The sequence below is a fragment of the Sphingomonas sp. Xoc002 genome, assembly GCF_050408055.1.
GTDB classification, from domain to species: domain Bacteria; phylum Pseudomonadota; class Alphaproteobacteria; order Sphingomonadales; family Sphingomonadaceae; genus Sphingomonas; species Sphingomonas yabuuchiae.
Genome location: NZ_CP191175.1, coordinates 459,430 through 474,148 on the forward strand (window position 1 = coordinate 459,430; position 14,719 = coordinate 474,148).

The 14,719-nt window shown below is 66.8% G+C and carries 10 protein-coding genes; 7 read left to right on the forward strand and 3 right to left on the reverse strand.

Annotated features, from left to right (window positions below; genetic code table 11):
* Positions 1-80: 80 nt before the first annotated feature.
* The 4 genes from ACQR50_RS02260 to ACQR50_RS02275 all read left to right on the forward strand — a co-directional run bounded on the left by ACQR50_RS02260 (position 81) and on the right by ACQR50_RS02275 (position 7,917).
* A complete protein-coding gene (locus ACQR50_RS02260) occupies positions 81-587 on the forward strand; it encodes a hypothetical protein (RefSeq protein ID WP_428969650.1) in 507 nt (168 codons plus the stop codon).
* 76 nt (positions 588-663) lie between these two features.
* Positions 664-4,152, forward strand: coding sequence for a DUF3857 domain-containing protein (locus ACQR50_RS02265; RefSeq protein ID WP_428969651.1), 3,489 nt, complete (start codon positions 664-666; stop codon positions 4,150-4,152).
* Between the two features lie 106 nt (positions 4,153-4,258).
* Entirely contained in the window at positions 4,259-5,353 is a 1,095-nt protein-coding gene (locus ACQR50_RS02270; protein WP_184103449.1) for a Gfo/Idh/MocA family protein, read from the forward strand.
* Between the two features lie 125 nt (positions 5,354-5,478).
* Entirely contained in the window at positions 5,479-7,917 is a 2,439-nt protein-coding gene (locus ACQR50_RS02275; RefSeq protein ID WP_428969652.1) for a PAS domain-containing protein, read from the forward strand.
* A 6-nt stretch (positions 7,918-7,923) separates the two neighbouring features.
* On the opposite strand, the gene ACQR50_RS02280 is transcribed toward ACQR50_RS02275, so the two are convergent.
* Complete coding sequence (locus ACQR50_RS02280; RefSeq protein ID WP_428969653.1) at positions 7,924-8,343, reverse strand: DUF4383 domain-containing protein; 420 nt, start codon at positions 8,341-8,343, stop codon at positions 7,924-7,926.
* A 142-nt stretch (positions 8,344-8,485) separates the two neighbouring features.
* Here ACQR50_RS02280 and ACQR50_RS02285 point away from each other — a divergent pair, with 142 nt between their 5' ends.
* The gene (locus tag ACQR50_RS02285; protein ID WP_428969654.1) at positions 8,486-9,340 is read left to right on the forward strand and encodes an MBL fold metallo-hydrolase; all 855 of its coding nucleotides are present in this window, start codon (positions 8,486-8,488) and stop codon (positions 9,338-9,340) included.
* Between the two features lie 109 nt (positions 9,341-9,449).
* The gene (locus ACQR50_RS02290) at positions 9,450-11,213 is read left to right on the forward strand and encodes an aspartyl protease family protein (RefSeq protein ID WP_428969655.1); all 1,764 of its coding nucleotides are present in this window, start codon (positions 9,450-9,452) and stop codon (positions 11,211-11,213) included.
* Positions 11,214-11,346: 133 nt separating this feature from the next.
* Here ACQR50_RS02290 and ACQR50_RS02295 read toward each other — a convergent pair whose 3' ends face one another.
* Positions 11,347-13,488: a TonB-dependent receptor gene (locus ACQR50_RS02295; protein WP_428969656.1), complete on the reverse strand. Its 2,142-nt coding sequence runs from the start codon at positions 13,486-13,488 to the stop codon at positions 11,347-11,349.
* A 156-nt stretch (positions 13,489-13,644) separates the two neighbouring features.
* On the opposite strand from ACQR50_RS02295, the gene ACQR50_RS02300 reads away from it, so the two are divergent.
* A complete protein-coding gene (locus tag ACQR50_RS02300; protein ID WP_042490606.1) occupies positions 13,645-13,824 on the forward strand; it encodes a hypothetical protein in 180 nt (59 codons plus the stop codon).
* A 300-nt stretch (positions 13,825-14,124) separates the two neighbouring features.
* On the opposite strand, the gene ACQR50_RS02305 is transcribed toward ACQR50_RS02300, so the two are convergent.
* Positions 14,125-14,676 carry a phosphoribosyltransferase gene (locus tag ACQR50_RS02305; RefSeq protein ID WP_428969657.1) on the reverse strand — a complete coding sequence of 184 codons (552 nt, stop codon included), beginning with the start codon at positions 14,674-14,676 and terminating at the stop codon, positions 14,125-14,127.
* Positions 14,677-14,719 lie beyond the last annotated feature (43 nt).

Here is a 14,719-nt window from a genome sequence, read left to right on the forward strand (position 1 = left end):
CTTTGCTGTGGAGAATGCGAAAGACATGACGTGCCCGACCTTTTCGGGTAGCTTCGCGACCTGGAAACCGAGGAGAGGTCATGCCGAAGATCGGTCTTGCGCTTGCCCTGTTGTGCGTGTCGTCATCCGCCCTGGCCGCAACTCCCCAGGCCTATAGCTGGGGCAGGCCCGGTGCTTCGCGGGAGGCTTTCGACGGCGGCAGCCGTGCCTGCATGTTGCAGGCGGCCCGGCGCGACGTGGCGGGAGACGAGGCGACGAAACGCTATGTGCGCGGCGCCGCCGTCCTGGATCGCGAGAGTAACGTCGCCCCGATCGTCCCGACCGACGACACGTTCGATATCAGCACGCGCCAGATGCTGCTGCGGCGCGCCTATGCCCCGGACCGGCAGGTCGATGCCCTGCAGTCGCAATTGCAATCCGAAGTCGACCGGTGTCTGGTCCAGTCGGGCTATGTCCGCTTCGCCCTGACCCGCGAACAGACGCGCACGTTGCGCCGTTACCGCCCCGGCTCGGAGCAACGAAAGGCCTATCTCTATACGCTGGGCAGCGACGCCCGGATCGTGACGGCACAGAAAGTCGCCGACTGATCGCACCCGCCCCCCTTGCCAGCCCGTCGGGCGGGCCATAGCCTCGCGCGCATCTCTTGGGGGGGCCAGGGTTACAGTGACGACATGTTTTGTGCCGCGACGCCGGTGGATCGGCTTCGTGTTGATGGCGGGGGCGGCGGCGGCGTCGCTGGGTGGGGCTTCGACGGCGGCCGCTGCGGTCAACGAGACCAAGGCGCAAGCCGTTGCCGTCGAGGCGATGCCCGACTGGGTGCGCGACCGCAGCGTCCCGGCGGCGACGCCCGCTCGGGTCGAGCGCGCGCAGGACGGCACCGTCTATCTGCTCAACGACCAGCAGTTTCGCGCCCGCGCCGATGGCCATGACGACTGGTTCCGTTTCGCCAGCAAGGTGATCGACCGCAGCGGGCTGGAGTCGGCGGGGCAACTGACGCTGACCTATGACCCGGCGTTCGAGACGGTCGGCGTCGCCTTCATCCGGGTGATCCGCGACGGCAAGGTGATCGACCTGACCCGCGAGACCCAGTTCCGCATCGTCGAGCGCGAAAGCGACCTGAAGGACGGGATCGTCAACGGCAGCCTGAAGGTCATGGCGAACCTGCGCGATGTACGGGTCGGCGACGTGGTCGATTATGCCACCATCGTCCACACCCGGTCGACGCTCTGGGCCGGCCAGTCCTTCCACCATTTCTCGCAGCGTTTTTCCGATCCGTTGGCGCTGCGCACGATCCGCATGGTCTGGCCGAGCGGCATGACCCCGGCCTTCAAGGCGCTGAACAGCGATATCGCGTTCAAGACCAGGGCGATCGACGGCGGCACCGAATGGGAATGGTCGGCGGAGGATCCCGCACCGGCCAAGGGTGAAGCCAATGTCCCCGACGGCGCCTTTCAATGGGGGCGCGTCGACGTGTCGACGATGGCACGCTGGGCCGATGTCGCGGCCTGGGCCAACGGGTTGTACCAGGGTGACGAGACGCTGCCCGCCGACTTCACCGCGCGGCTGGATGCGATCGCCAAGGCCTCGCCCGCCGCAGCGGACCGGCTGACCGCCGCCTCGCGCTATGTGCAGGACAATATCCGCTATGTCGGCGAGGAACTGGGCGAGGGGTCCTATGTGCCCCGGCGTCCCTCGACCGTGCTGGCGCGCGGCTATGGCGACTGCAAGGACAAGAGCCTGTTGCTGGCCCTCGCGCTGCGTCGGCTGGGCATCGATGCGGTTCCGGCGCTCGTCTCGACCAGTGCGGGCGAGCGCCTGCCCGACCGGTTGCCCGCGCCGACCCAGTTCGATCATGTCATCGTGCGGGCCGTCGTGGACGGCCGGGTGATGTGGATCGACCCGACCGGCACGCACCGGGGCGGGCGCGGGGCGGCGATCGTTGCCTCGGACCTGGGCTATGCGCTGCCGATCCGGGCGGGGCAGGCCGCGCTGGAAAAGATGGAGGGCTTTGCCGACCATGCCGGGCGCATGAGCGTCGTCGAACAGTTCGCGGTCGACGAAAAGGCCCCGGTCGCCATGACCCTGCATGTCGAGACACGTTTCACCGAGGCGCGGGCCGATCAGGTGCGGGCGCAATGGGCGTCGGGTTCGGCGCGCAGCATCGCGGACAACAACCTGGATTTCTATCGCAAGCGCTTTCCCGGCATTACAGAATCCAGGCCGTTGGTCCTTAAGGACGACCGTGACGCCAATGCGCTGACCATGGTCGAGGACTATACCCTGTCGCACGACGCGTTCGACAAGGCCAAGCTGTCCGCCAAGTTCGTCACCCGCGCCTATGCGCTGCAGAATGTCCTGCCCGACCGGCAGACCGGGCCGCGCCGCAACCCGCTGGAGCTGCCCGACCATATCGTCAACGAGCAGGTGATCGAACTGCGGGTCAAGGACCGGATCCTCCAGCCGCTGGCGGATATCGATGCCAAAAGCGGCCCTATCGGGTTTTCGCGCGTGTCGACCAGGCTGCCCGACGGACTGCGCCTTGCCTATCGTCTGGATACCGGCACGAGAGCCTCGGTGCCCGCCACGGATGCGGATGCCGTCTATACCGTGTCGGATCAGGTCGGCGACGAAACGGGGATCGAGTTCTACCTCGAAAAGTCCGGGCGTCCGTCGGAAATCCCCGGCGGGCTCGATCCGACCCTGATCGAGGCGATCCGTCCCGACATGGAAAAGGTTCAGGCGCTGATCGAAAAGCCCGACCAGGCCTCCAAGGTCGAGGCGCTGTCGCTGATTGCGCGCATGTCCGAAAAGCTGCCCCATCCGTCGCCCGCCGCCGGCTTGATCGACGGGTTGAAGGGCGCGGTGCTGTCGATGCTGCAACGGCCGCAGGCGGCGCTGGCCGCCTTCCGCTCCGCCACCGAGCAGTTCGACGGCAATCCGCAGGTCTATCGCGCCTGGATCGGTTATGAACTGGACCAGGGCACGGCGGAGTCGGCTGTCAAGGCGCTGCGACGCACCCGCGCGGTCCAGCCGGAAGTGCTCGCGAGCCTCGACGAGCAATGGATCCGCCTGGCCCTCCAGAAGGTGCAGCGCCTGCCGGTCGATCAGCGGACGCCGGTGCGCGAGGATATCTGCCTGACGCTGGTCGAGGGTGGGTGGCAGCAGTCGCCGCGTACCCCGATGGGCGAAGCCATGCTGGGCTGTGCGCTGATGGCGCAGGCACGGCGCGGACAGGTGGCGGAGGCCCGCACGCTGATTGCCCAATCGCCGCCGACGGGCCCGCTGGTGGTGATGGGCATGGACCGGCGCTATCAGGCGCTCTGGCCCGAACTGGACCGGCTGGCCGCCGATCATTTCCGCGGCGCGCTGCAGGCCGAACTGGCGCGCAGCGCGGCGGCGGCCAAGGCCGCGCCTGGCGATTACAAGGTCGTGATGCGCCATATGCAGGCGCTGCGCAGCCTGGGGCGTTTCGATCAGGCGATCGCGGCGGGCAAGGCGATGGCGACCGACCGGGCGAAAATCGAAATGGTCGGCAGTGATGGCTTCTGGCTCGTCAACGAATATGCCGCCGCGCTGAACATGGCCGGGCGCAACGACGAAGCGATCGCGGCGATGGAAAACGTCCTGACGCTCGGGATCGGGCAATATCCGGAACTGGGGTCGCTGGCGATCAACCATGCCGAAATGCTGATGAGCGCCGGGCGCAATCAGGCGGCGGTCGACCGGCTGAATACGCTGGCGACCGACCATTCGGCCAGCCTCAGCCCCTTTGGCCAAGCGTGGATCTGGGCAGACCGGGGGTGCGCGCTGTACCGCATGGGCCGGATCGAGGAGTCCAAGGCGGACGAGGCGAAGCTGACCGCGAAGCCGTCGGAGAATTGGGGTGCGGTCACGCGTATCGCGGCCTGCCGTGGCGACGTGTCGGCGGTTGCGAACCTGCTGATCGCCCGCCTGCGGGACGAGGATGCGCGCGCCGGTGTGATGGAGCAGTTCCTGACCTTCGAAACGCCGGAAGCGCAACTTCCCGCCGACCAGCCCATCCTCCAGACCCTGGCCAAGGCCCGCGCGACGCCTGCCCTGCAAGCCGAATTCGCCAAATATGGCCGCACCCTGCGCTATGCCGGGACGACGCAAGGGTGGAGCACGAACTGACGATCCTCCCTCCCGGTGGGAGAGGATTACCATGACAGGCCTTCGTCGTTCATGATAACCCTCTGATCGAACAGGCGAACATGCCTGGCGAACACGGGAGAGCATCATGCGGGACGCCGATCGTCGGACCATCATCGCGGGGCTGGGAGCCGGGCTGGCCCTGGCGGCGGGGGGCGGGGCCTGTGCCGCGCCGCGCGGCCGCAAGGCGGGATACGCCATTGTCGGGCTGGGCCGCTATGCCGAGCTGATCATGTCGAAATTCGCCGAATGCGAGCAGTCGCGGCTGGTCGCGCTGGTCAGCGGCACGCCGGAAAAGCTGGCGCGCTTCGGCGAGAAATATGGCGTGCCCGAGAGCCACCGTTATTCCTATGCCGATTTCGACCGCATCCGCGACAATCCGGATGTCGACATCGTCTATGTGATCCTGCCCAATTCCATGCACGCCGAATATACGGTGCGCGCGGCCAAGGCGGGCAAGCATGTCATGTGCGAAAAGCCGATGGCGATCTCAGTCGCCGAATGCCGCACGATGATCGCGGCGTGCCGGGCGGCGGGGCGCAAGCTGATGATCGGATATCGCTCGCGGTTCGAGCCGCACAACCGGTTGGCGATCGACATGGCACGGAAAGGTTTCGTCGGGCCAACGCGGATCATCACCGCCGATCATGGCTTCAACGCGCAGCCCAACCAGTGGCGGCTGGACCGCAAGCTGTCGGGCGGCGGCTCGCTGATGGACATCGGCATCTACAGCCTGAACGCCACCCGCTATCTGACCGGCGAGGAGCCCGTGGAGGTCAGCGCGATCGAATCCACCGACCGCAGCGATCCGCGTTTCCGCACCGTCGAGGACCGGATCAGCTTCCTGCTGCGCTTCCCTTCGGGCATCGAGGCGACCTGCGTGTCGAGCTACAGCTCCAACCATAATATGTACCGCGTGTCGGGCACCGATGGCTGGATCGAACTGGAGCCCGCCACCTCTTATGAGGGGCAGAAGATGTGGGTCCGCCGCAACGGCCGGACCGAGGAGCAGCAGGTGCCCGCAGGCAAGGGCCAGCATGCCGGACAGCTCGACCATTTCGCCGAGTGCATCGCCAATGGCACCGATCCGCTGGTGCCCGGCGAAGAGGGGCTGGCCGATATGCGGGTGATCGAGGCCATCTATCGCTCGGCGCGGGAGGGGCGACGGATCACCCTGGCCTGACCGTTGCCACGGGGCGGTACGGCGGATTTCGCCCTGAAATCCGTCGCATGGCGCGGGAATTTGGTCTAGCGTCGGGACCAGCGCCCGGCTCCGTCGGTCGCGGCCCTGGAGGATTGCACCCACTCATGACGACCGCCCCCGGCTTTCGCGACAGCCTGTACAGCGGCGGGATGTGCGGCGCGCTGATCGCCGAGCGTGACTGGTCGCAAACGGCGCTGGGGCCGATCGAAGGCTGGAGCGCGCCGCTGCGCACCGCCACGCTGATCCTGTTGCGCTCGCCCGTGCCGATGGTGATGCTGTGGGGCGAGGGTGGCGTCATGCTCTATAACGACGCCTATGCGGTCTTTGCGGGCAAGCGGCATCCCCAGTTGCTGGGATCGCGGGTGCGCGAGGGCTGGCCCGAGGTCGCCGACTTCAACGACAACGTCATGCGCGTCGGGCTGGCGGGGGGCACGCTGCGCTATCAGGATCAGGAACTGACCCTGTACCGCAACGACGTGCCCGAACAGGTATGGATGAACCTGGATTACTCGCCGGTCATAGACGAGGACGGGCGGCCCGGCGGCGTGCTGTGCGTGCTGGCCGAGACGACCGGCCATGTCACCGCCCGCGCCGCGCTGGTCGAGAGCGAGGCGCGGTTCCGGCTGATGGTCGACACCGTGCCGCAGATCATCTGGATCGCCGATGCCGAAGGGCGGATGGAGTTTCTGAACCGGCAATTCTCCGACTATACCGGCGCCGCCTTCCAGTCGCTGTCCCCGGCCGAGATTGCGGGGGCCTTCATCCATCCCGGCGACGGCCCGCATGTCGTCGCGGCGTTCCAGGCGGCCCGCGACAGCGAAGGCGTGCACCGGTCCGAGCACCGCATCCGCTCGGCCGCGGGGGAATATCGCTGGTTCCTGGACCTCGCTCACCCCTATCGCGACCCGCGCACCGGCGAGATCGTCCGCTGGTTCGGATCGTCGGTCGACATCCATGACCGCAAGGTGGCCGAGGACCGGCTGCGCGAGCTGAACGCCACGCTGGAGCAGCGGGTGGCCGAGCGGACCGCCGAGCGCAACATGCTGGCCAAGCTGGTCGAACATACCGACATCATGGTCATGGCGATCGACCTGGATTTCAACATCCTGGCGCTGAACGCCGCCAATGCCGCCGAGTTCGAGCGGGTGTTCGGCGTGCGCCCGCACACCGGCGACAATATGCTGGCGCTGCTCGACGACCAACCGGTGCTCCGCGAGGAGGTGCGCGCGGCCTGGACGCGGGCCATGGACGGCGGGCGCCTGACCGTCGTTCAGGAGTTCGGCGATCCCGATCGTGACCGGCCCTGTTACGAGATCAGCTTCCACCCCCTGTTCGACGAGGCGGGCGTGCAGGTCGGCCTGTACCAGTTCGTCACCGACGTGACCGAGCGCCTGCGCCGCGAGGCGCAGCTGGTCGAGGCGCAGGAGGCGCTGCGTCAGGCGCAGAAGATGGAGGCGATGGGCCAGCTGACCGGCGGCGTCGCGCATGACTTCAACAATCTGCTGACCCCGATCGTCGGGACGCTCGACCTGTTGCAGCACAAGCAGTTGGGCGGGGCGCGCGAACAGCGGCTGATCGCGGGCGCGGCGCAGTCCGCCGAGCGCGCCCGCACGCTCGTCCAGCGGCTGCTCGCCTTTGCGCGGCGCCAGCCGCTTCAGCTGATCCCGGTCGACATGGCCCAGCTGGTGGCGGGCATGAGCGATCTGGTCGCCAGCACCACGGGGCCGCAGATCGCGATCGAGGTCGATATCGCCCCCGGCCTGCCGCCCGCCGACGCCGATCCCAACCAGCTGGAAATGGCACTGCTCAACCTGGCTGTGAATGCGCGCGATGCGATGCCGGACGGCGGCACGCTGCGCATCACGGCGTCACGGCGCGACGCGGGCACCGATGGCGCGCCGGGCGACTATATCTGCCTGTCGGTCGCCGATACGGGCAGCGGCATGGATGCCGCCACGCTGGCGCGCGCGGTCGAGCCTTTCTTCTCGACCAAGGGCGTGGGCAAGGGCACGGGACTAGGCCTGTCGATGGTCCATGGCCTGGCTTCGCAACTCGGCGGTGCGCTCGATATCCAGAGCGTGCCGGGGCAGGGGACGCGGGTCGCGCTGTTCCTGCCGGTCAGCGGATCGGCGTCGCCCGTCGCCGCAACGGGGCCGGCTTGTGCGGGGCCCGCGAAGCGCAGCGGCCGGGTGCTGCTGGTCGATGACGAGGAACTGGTGCGCCACAGCACCGCCGACATGCTGGGCGACCTGGGCTATGCGGTGATCGAGGCGGGCTCGGCCGAGGAAGCGGTCCGGCTGGTCGAGGCGGACACGGCGTTCGACCTGCTCGTCACCGACCATCTGATGCCCGGCATGTCGGGCACCGATCTCGCCCGACTGGTCCAGGCACGGCGGCCGGGCGTCGCGATCCTGCTCGTCTCGGGCTATGCCGAGGCGGAGGGGGTCGAGCCCTCCATGCCGCGCCTGACCAAGCCGTTCCGCAAACAGGAACTGGCGCAGATGCTGGCGCAATTCACCAACGCGCCGGAGGCGGTGGCCTGACCGCCGTTACCGCAGCGTGCCGTCCACGACATGCTCGCGGTGGACGAAACCGAAATAGCCCGCGACCAGCGCCAGCAGCGCGTGCAGCCAGATGTCGTTGCCATAAAGCGGCACCAGCCCGAAGGTCGTCGCGGTCAGCGGGATCAGCCCCATCACCGTCAGCACGGCATAGATGATCGCCACCCCCTTGGCATAGCCGAAGGCGGCCGGGATATGGCGCGCCGCCAGCACGCCCCACAGGCCGAAGGCGAGGTGGACCAGATTGTGCAGGATGTTCACCGGAAACAGCCCCAGCGCCAGCCGGGACGATGCGGTGACGCTGACCCCCGGATGGGCGTGCGTGGGCGACAGGCCGGGCACGAACCCCGCCGCGCCCGCGAGGAGGAAGACGATACCGAAGATCGCGGCAAAGTGTCTGACCGACATGGAGGGTGCTCCTTTGGCGTTGCCTGTCCCAGCGCCTCCGGCGGGGGGCTTGTTCCCCGCTCCTGATCCAGATGAGTCGGTTTAACCGATTGTAAGAGAACGGAATAAGGAACCGTCCTCTGCGTCGCCCGGTTGAGGGGATATGCGGATTCACCATCTCAACTGTGGCACCGACTGCCCATTGGGCGGGGCGCTTTTCGACGGACGCAGCCGGGGCCCGATCGGCCAGCTCGTCTGCCATTGCCTGCTGATCGAGACCGAGGCGAACGGACTGGTGCTGGTCGATACCGGCTTTGGCCTGCGCGATGTGGCGCATCCCCATCGCCGTCCCGAACCTCGTATCCCGCTGGCGTGGCGTGCGATGCTCAACATCCGGCTGCGCGAGCAGGAGACGGCGATCCGCCAGATCGAGGCGCTGGGCTATACCGCGCACGACGTGCGGCATATCGTTCTGACCCATCTCGACTTCGATCATGCGGGCGGGCTGGAGGATTTTCCGCACGCGACCGTGCACGTCATGGCCCGCGAATATGACGATGCGACCGGTCCCCATCGCGGCATCGTCGCGCGCAACCGCTGGCGCTCGCCGCAATGGGACGGGGTGGATCGCTGGCGCCGCTATACGGCCAGCGGGGAGTCGTGGTTCGGCTTCGACGCGGTGCGCGATCTGGCCGGGCTGCCGCCCGAGATTCTGATGGTGCCGTTGCCGGGCCATACATGGGGCCATGCCGGGGTCGCGATCCGCCAGCCGGGCGGGCGCTGGCTGCTTCATGCGGGCGACGCCTATTTCTACCGGGGTGAGATGCGCAGCGCCCGGCGGCATTGCACGCCCGGCCTGCGCGCGTACCAGCGTCTGATGGAGGTCGACGCCACCGCGCGCATCACCAACCAGGCCCGCTTGCGCGCATTGTCGATCGAACGGCGGGACAGCGTCACCATGGCCTGCGCGCATGACCCGGTGGAATGGGAACGCTGTCGCGACGGGCATCCGCTATAGCAATCCCGCCCCTTGCAGTCCGCATTTCGAGAATGTCAGGCGCGCGTCATCCTGGCCCGCGCCCTGCGCTGATATGCTCGGCCCCTATAGCTGGCATGGGGATGGTGGCATGGTGACGGGGACAGGGCGCAGGCGGATCATGGTCGCAGCGCTGTTGGTTGGGGCGGCAGCGCGCCCGGCCATGGCGGAGACGTGCAAGGTCGGCCAGATGGCGGCGATCCCGGTCACGATGCAGGGCCTGCGCCCGGTGGTCGAGACCCGGATCAACGGCAAGCCCGCCCCCTTCATCCTCGACAGCGGGGCCTTTTACAGCAATATCTCGCCCCCCGTCGCACGCGAGCTGGGCCTGCCGGAACAGCCCTTGCCCTTCGGTTTCCGGGTGAACGGGATCGGCGGCAGTTCGGACGCCACCGTCGCCACGGTCAAGCACTTCACGCTGGCCGGGACCGACATCCCGAACATCCAGTTCATCGTCAGCGGCAGCGATGTCGGACAGACCGGGCTGCTCGGGCAGAACGTCCTGGGCCTGGGCGACGTCGAATACGACCTGCCCGGCGGCATGGTCCGCCTGTTCAGGCCCAGTGGCTGCGCACACGCCTCTATGGCCTATTGGACCGGCGGCAAGCCCTATTTCGAAATCCCGATCGAAACCAAGGATCAGGCGCACAGCCACACCGTCGGCACGGTCGAGCTGGACGGCGCGAAGCTGAATGCGACCTTCGACACCGGCGCGGCGCAGACCGTCCTGAGCTTGCGGGCCGCCGCCCGGGCGGGCGTCCATCCCGGCGATCCAGGCGTCGAGGCGGCGGGATGGGAGCGCGGGCTGGGCCGCCGTGTCGTCCAGGGTTGGACCGCGCGGTTCAAGCTGCTGAAGATCGGCAATGAGGAACTGCACAATGTGCGCCTCCACATCGCCGATCTGGGACCGCTGGAGACCGACATGCTGCTGGGCGCGGACTTTTTCGTGTCGCACCGGCTCTATGTCTCCAATCTCCAGCACCGCATCTATTTCACCTATAGCGGCGGGCGGCTGTTCGACACGGTGGCGCATGCCGATCCGGGTACGGCGGCGGTCGTCGCGCAAAATGCGAGCGAGACTGCGCCCCCGACCGATGCCGAGGGTTACAGCCGTCGCGGCGCGATGTTCGTCACCCAGCACGACCTGCCCCATGCGATCGACGCCTTTACGCAGGCGATCGCGATGGCGCCCAAGGACCCGCGCTTTCCCCGTCAGCGCGCGCTCGCCTATCTGGACCAGCATCGCCCGGTGCTGGCGATCGACGATCTCAATACCACGCTGACGCTCGACCCGGCCGATACGCAGGCGCGGCTGATCCGCGCCGAGCTGCGGCTGCGCGCGGGCAATCCGGCGGGGACGATCACCGATCTCGACCTGCTGAACGGGCAGTTGCCGCGCGAGGACGCGGTACGGCTTCAGATGGCACGGCTCTATTCGGGGGCGGACGCCTTCGATGCGGCGATCGCGCAATATGATCTGTGGATGGCCGCGCATCGTGACGACTCGCATCGCAGCAGTGCGCAGAACGGCCGGTGCTGGTCGCGGATGCTGGCCGATAAGGATCTCGACAAGGCGCTGGGCGACTGCAACGCCGCCGTCCACGCGATCCCCGGCGATCCGAGCTTTCTCGACAGCCGGGCCTTCGTCCATCTCCGCCAGAAGGACGACCGGGCCGCGCTTGCGGATTTCAACGCCGCGCTGGCGATCGATCCGAAGCGACCCTGGGCGCTGTACGGGCGCTCGATCGCCGAGACGCATCTGGGCATGACCACCGAAGCCGCGCGCGACCGGACGCTGGCGATGGGGCTGGACAAGCGCATGCCCGAGCGCATCCGGAAATACGCGATCGGCTAAAGATCCTCCCCGGTACGGGGAGGTAGCAGGCCGAAGGCCTGACGGAGGGGGCGTGCCACAAAGGGCACCCCTTGCCGCACGCCCCCTCCACCATCCTGCGGATGGTCCCCCTCCCCGTGCCGGGGAGGAGTTCTCAGAACGCCTTCGACACGCCGACGAAGAACCCGCGACGCGGGCCATATTGCGGCGCGCCGACACCCACGCCGGTCCCGTCGCGGATTTCATATTTGTGGTCGAGCAGGTTGATGACGTCGAACCGGATGTCCAGGTTCGGCCCCGCCAGATGCTGGCTCGCGGTCAGGTTGAACTGCGCATAGGGTGACAGCTTGGCGCCGTTGGGGATGGAATTGACGTCGTCGTCGCGGCGCAGGCCCGAACCATAGATCATGCTGCCGCCCAGCTTGGTTCCTTGCGCAAAGGCATAGGACAGGCCCGCCGACCCGGTGAACGTCTGGTCGTGGTCCAGATAGATGTAATGCCGCGCAATATAGTCGAGATCGTCCTGGCCGAAGCTGAACTGGCTGGAGACGATGCTGCGCCCCTTGGCCTTGGCGGCGGCGAAATTGGCATAGGCGAGCAAGCCGCCGCGGGCATAGCTCATATTCGCCTCGATCCCGCCGATGCGGCCCTGCTTGTAGTTGAACGGCGTCAGGATGATCGGCGCGCCGAACTGCCCCTCGTCAATCAGGTTCTTCGAGATGCGATAATAGGCGTCGATGCCATAGGTGAAGTAGCGGCTGGGCTTGGCCTGGAATCCGATATCGAAATAATCCTGCCGCTCGGCATAGGGTACGTCGTTGGCGGTAACGGCCGGATAGGCGCTGGTGCCGACGAACTTGGCGATGCTGGTGTTGCCGACCAGCTCGAAGGGCGGCGGCACGAAATAGCGGGAATAGCCCGCATGCAGCGTGTAGATATCACCCGGCTGCCAGACCAGATTGACGCGCGGCGACAACTGCCCCTCGCGCCGATAGCCATTATAGAGGTCGTAGCGTGCGCCATAGTTGAGCGTCAGCTTGGGCAGCAGCTTCCACTCGTCCTGAAGATAGGCGCTGAAGCTGGTCGCGGTCTTGCCGCTATTGTCGACGATCGCAATCGGCTCGCCCGCCTGGGCGCCGCTGGTGTCGACGGGGAAGACATTGGTCGTGGTCGCGCTGGTCGAGCGGTCGCGTGTCACCAGCAGGCCGCCGCGCAGCGTGTGCGCATCGCCGACATGATAGACCGCATCGACCTGTCCGCCGATCGCGAAGTCCTGCTTATACGCCTGTTGCGCCTGCCCGTTATAGAGCAGCTCGCCCAATATGTCGGGGCGATAGCGCAGCGACGAATAGCGCGCGAAGAGCGAGGCCTGCACGGTCAGCGGCTCAGCATCGTGGAGGAAGGCGACCTGGCCGAAGCCGGTCTTTTCCAGCTGCGTCTCGTTCAACCGTTCGCTGGGGAAGGCGGTCTGGCCGCCGACGCTCCATCCGGCGCTCGGCTGCTGGCCGACGGGGTCGGGAATCTGGAACCACTGGTTGGAATAGCCGCCGACGAACGACACGCGATTCTGGTCGTCCAGGATATGGTCGATATAGGTGAAGGCCTGATACTGGTCGGTATCGTCATGCACCGGGTTCGACCGGCCATCGACGCTCTCGATGCCGAGCCCGCTGTGCCGGTAATCGCCCGACACGAAGTAATTGGTGCTTCCCGAAGAGCCGCCATAGGTCAGGCTCGGCTGGATGGTATTGTGGCTGCCGCCATAGATGGAGGCGGTGCCACCATTGTCGAACAGCCCGCTCTTGGTGGTGATGTCGATGATCCCGGCGGTGCGCAGGCCATATTGCGCGGGCAGGGCGCCGGTCAGGATGTTGACCTTGTCGACCAGGCGCGGCGACAGGGTCTGGCCGAACACCGCCAGCCCCTCGGGCAGGATGGTGCCGTTGATGCGATATTGCAGGCCGTTGTGATCGTCGCGGACATGGAACTGGCCGAAACCGTCCTGCACGACGCCGGGGGCCTGGAGCAGGATCTGGTTGAACTGCTGGTTCTCGCCACCGGGCAGCGCCTTGATCGTGGCGCTGGTGATTTCATAATTGGAGGCGCCCAGGCTCGGCTGGATATGCTCGCGCGCGGTGTCGAGCCGCTTGGCGGTGACGACGATGTCGGAGGGCTGATTCGCCGTGGCCGCCGGGGTGGCGTCCGCATCGGGTGTCGGCACGCCGCGGGTCTGGGCGAGCGCGGGCAGGGCAATCGCGGACGACGCGACACAGCAGAGGAGAGCACAAAAACGCATTGACGACCCCAAATGTTATAACGTCTCCCAAGCGGACTATCTTGCTGCGCCGCAATGCGATGGCAAGGCAGGTCAGGGTTCATGACGCATTTGTAAGCAGGCCATCATGCGGGGCGCCGCCATGGTCAGGGGCCCGCGAGCGCGCTATAAGGGGTCATGGCCGAACGCTTCGAACGACACCGCCAGCCCTGGCGGCAGGACGAGATTCAGAAACTCCACACCCTTGCCAAGAAGGGCATGGCGCTGAAGGCCATCGCCAAGGCGCTGACCCGCAGCGAGGAGTCGGTCAAGGCGCGGGCCAAGGAAGACGGGCTGTCGATCGCCAAGCTCCACTAAGGCCGGATCGCCATTCAGCCATGCCCCTCGCCCCTCACAGAGGAGAGAGGGTTGCGCAGACTTAGGCTTTGCGAAAGCAAAGGCTTAGTCGGAGCTGGGTGAGGGGTGCTGCGCTCGCTTGTGCGAGCGCGCGAGCCGGAGGCTCGCCCGACCCCTCACCCAAGCTGCGCTAGCCAGCAGGCTGGCAAGCTCCGCTAACCCTCTCCCCTGTCCAGGGGAGAGGGAAAAGGGGATGCTGAATGTCGATCCGTTTCAAGGTTCGGGAATGGCGGGGCCGGGCGCCCCCGCCGTCCCGGATCGTCAGCGCAGGATGAAGGCGGCCCCGTGCTTGTGCGCCCGGATTTCCTCTTCGGTCAGGCCGTTGATCTCGTGCGGGAAGATCAGCCAGTCATTCGTCTCATGGACGAAGAAGTCCGGCGTCAGGTCTGTCACGTTGCGTGACGGCTTGTAATAGACGGTCGCAACTTTCACCTCGTCCGGGATATTGTTCCGGCAGCGTTGCTTCAGTTCCTTCAGCAAGGCGCGGACCGAACGCCCGGAATCGAACACATCGTCGATCAGGAGCAGACGATCCTCCGGGTTCAGGACGTCGACCAGATGACCCAGCCCGTAAATGCGGACCTGCGGCTCCTGCTGGTCGATGCCGGTATAGGAGGCGGTGCGGATCGCGATATGGTCGCTCTGTATGCCGCGATATTCGAGCAGTTCCTGGACCGCGATGCCGACCGGCGCACCGCCGCGCCAGATGCCGACGATATGGGTCGGGCGAAAGCCGGAGTCGAAGACCAGATTGGCCAGGCGGAAGGAATCCTCCAGCAGGCGGTCGGCGGACAGGTAGATCTTGGTGGTCACGGCAATCGTCCATCATCGTTGCGGGGCCGGGCACATAGGCTTC

Bases quoted from the DNA above. Each gene is read 5' to 3' on its own strand.
- ACQR50_RS02260 (WP_428969650.1), top strand. From the start codon at position 81: ATGCCGAAGATCGGTCTTGCGCTTGCCCTGTTGTGCGTGTCGTCATCC.
- ACQR50_RS02270 (WP_184103449.1), top strand. From the start codon at position 4,259: ATGCGGGACGCCGATCGTCGGACCATCATCGCGGGGCTGGGAGCCGGG.
- ACQR50_RS02275 (WP_428969652.1), top strand. From the start codon at position 5,479: ATGACGACCGCCCCCGGCTTTCGCGACAGCCTGTACAGCGGCGGGATG.
- ACQR50_RS02280 (WP_428969653.1), bottom strand. From the start codon at position 8,343: ATGTCGGTCAGACACTTTGCCGCGATCTTCGGTATCGTCTTCCTCCTC.
- ACQR50_RS02285 (WP_428969654.1), top strand. From the start codon at position 8,486: ATGCGGATTCACCATCTCAACTGTGGCACCGACTGCCCATTGGGCGGG.
- ACQR50_RS02290 (WP_428969655.1), top strand. From the start codon at position 9,450: ATGGTGACGGGGACAGGGCGCAGGCGGATCATGGTCGCAGCGCTGTTG.
- ACQR50_RS02295 (WP_428969656.1), bottom strand. From the start codon at position 13,488: ATGCGTTTTTGTGCTCTCCTCTGCTGTGTCGCGTCGTCCGCGATTGCC.
- ACQR50_RS02300 (WP_042490606.1), top strand. From the start codon at position 13,645: ATGGCCGAACGCTTCGAACGACACCGCCAGCCCTGGCGGCAGGACGAG.